The organism is Bradyrhizobium sp. Kon56 (genome assembly GCF_055807635.1).
On the sequence record NZ_JBVVOU010000088.1, the window covers coordinates 1 to 2,138 of the forward strand.

The following is a 2,138-nucleotide window of genomic DNA, read 5'->3' on the forward strand; positions in this document are numbered from 1 at the left end:
CTCACCGCGGCAGCGCCGACGCCTTCGGAAGGCGCCCGAGGGCGCCGAGAACAGTGGCATCATCGAGCTCGAGATCAGCGGCGTCGCGCTCCGGGTCGGCCGCGGCGCGGATGCCGCGACGATTGCGGCGGTGATCCATGTGCTGAAGAGTTGCACGTGATCGGTCCGACGGGCGCGGTGCGGGTGATGGTGGCGACCAGGCCGGTCGACTTCCGCAAGGGTGCCGAAGGGCTCGCGGCCCTGGTGCGTGAGAGCATGCAGGCCGATCCGTTCTCCGGCGCCGCGTATGTGTTCCGCGCCAAGCGCGCCGACCGGGTGAAGCTGATCTATTGGGACGGCACGGGTGTGTGCCTGTTCGCCAAGCGGCTTGAGACCGGTTCGTTCTGCTGGCCCAACGTGCAGGACGGCGTCATTCGCCTGACCGCGGCGCAGCTGTCAGCCTTGCTCGAAGGACTGGACTGGAAGCGCGTCCACGCCGCGCGCGAGACACCGTCGCCGATCCAGGCGAGTTGAACTGTGGCACAGTGAATCAGTATGCATGTCGCGCTCGCGGGATGCCGCGACGCATGGTGTAATCGCATCATGGCGACAAGTGCCGACACGCTTCCGGACGATCCCGGCACGCTCAAGGCGATGCTGCTGGCCGAACGGGCGCGCGCCGCGCGGCTCGAGCAGATCATCAAGGAGTTGCAGCGTCATCGCTTCGGCCGCCGGGCCGAGACGCTGCCGGAGGACCAGTTGCTGCTCGGCCTGGAGGAGGTCGAGCAGGTCGAGGCGAGCAGTGATGCCGCAACCGATGCAGCCAATGCTGCCGAGCGATCGAGCCGAGCCGCACGGCGCCGCAGGAACAGAGGAGCGCTGCCGGCGCATCTGCCGCGGGTCGAGATGCTGATCGACCTCGACGATCACGCCTGCCCGTGCTGTCAGCAGGCGCTGCACCGGATCGGCGAGAATGTGAGCGAACGACTGGATATCGTCCCGGCCCAGTTCCGGGTCCTGGTCGTAAGGCGGCCGAAGTATGCCTGCCGGGCCTGCGAGACCATGGTGCAGGCACCGGCGCCAGCGCGGCTGATCGAGGGCGGGCTACCGACCGAAGCCACCGTGGCGCAGGTACTCGTCGCCAAATATGCCGACCATCTGCCGCTGTATCGGCAGGCTCAAATTTACGCCCGCCAGGGCCTCGAGCTGGATCGCTCGACCCTGGCCGATTGGGTCGGGCGGGCAGCCTTCCTGTTGCGGCCGGTGCATGAGCGACTGCTCGCGAAGCTGAAGCAGTCGACAAAACTGTTTGCCGACGAGACCACCGCCCCGGTGCTCGATCCCGGACGCGGCCGCACCAAGACCGGCCAGCTCTGGGCCTATCTATGGACGGTCCCCGCTTTGCAAGGCCATTTGCTTTGTTTTGGCTAACGATCGTTTGCCGCTATCTATCCGGCTTTATGGCATGCCACGAGCCTTGATGAGATCCGCGGATCGGCGCCCAATTACGTTGGCGAGCTCTGAAGCTCGATAGGTCCAACGGGCTTAGCCGACCCCGGTCCGACCGGTTGCCATCACTCTGCTTTGCCCTCGCAAACGGAACCACGCTCGATTTATACTTGCGCGCGGTATTCTTCACCATTGGCCATGATCGCCCAAGCGATCCGTGCAGTTTTGTGAGCGAGCGCCACCGTCACGACATTGAAGGGACGCCTGCCGAGCAGCTCTGTTATCCAGGTATTGGTGACCTGATGGATACGGACGCGATGAACGGCCGCTCGGGCGCCATGTATTAGCAACTTACGAATGTAGCCGTCGCCGCGCTTGCTGATACCGCCCAAACGCTCCCTTCCCCCGGTCGAATGCTGCTTCGGTACTAATCCAAGCCAGGCGGCGAAATGCCTTGCCGAAGCGAACTGTTGTGGATGATCGACAGACGCCGCCAGGGCGGTGGCGGCAAATGGGCCGATGCCCGCCACCTTCATGAGACGCCGACAGACTTCATTGTCTTTGGCAGTTGCAAGGATCATTTTCTCGTGGCTTTCAATGTGTAGCTCAAGGTCTTCGATCTGATCGACATGAGCGCTACGCGCCCTCTGTGGGATGCGCTCGTCAACGTCCACGAGTGCCATGAGCTCTCTCGCGTTTGCTTTTCCCTT

General features: G+C 63.9%; 2 protein-coding genes and 1 pseudogene. 2 read left to right on the forward strand and 1 reads right to left on the reverse strand.

Going from position 1 to position 2,138, the window contains the following annotated elements; all coding sequences use genetic code 11:
• Positions 1–156: 156 nt before the first annotated feature.
• Both tnpB and tnpC read left to right on the forward strand, forming a co-directional pair.
• Positions 157–513, forward strand: a complete 357-nt coding sequence (gene tnpB, locus AC0L3B_RS38035; protein WP_473382662.1) for an IS66 family insertion sequence element accessory protein TnpB — start codon at positions 157–159, stop codon at positions 511–513.
• Between the two features lie 69 nt (positions 514–582).
• A pseudogene (gene tnpC, locus AC0L3B_RS38040) lies at positions 583–1,362 on the forward strand (IS66 family transposase); the annotation flags it as partial.
• Positions 1,363–1,592: 230 nt separating this feature from the next.
• Here tnpC and AC0L3B_RS38045 read toward each other — a convergent pair.
• A partial coding sequence (locus tag AC0L3B_RS38045) for an IS110 family RNA-guided transposase (RefSeq protein WP_473382664.1) occupies positions 1,593–2,138 on the reverse strand: 546 nt, incomplete at its 5' end.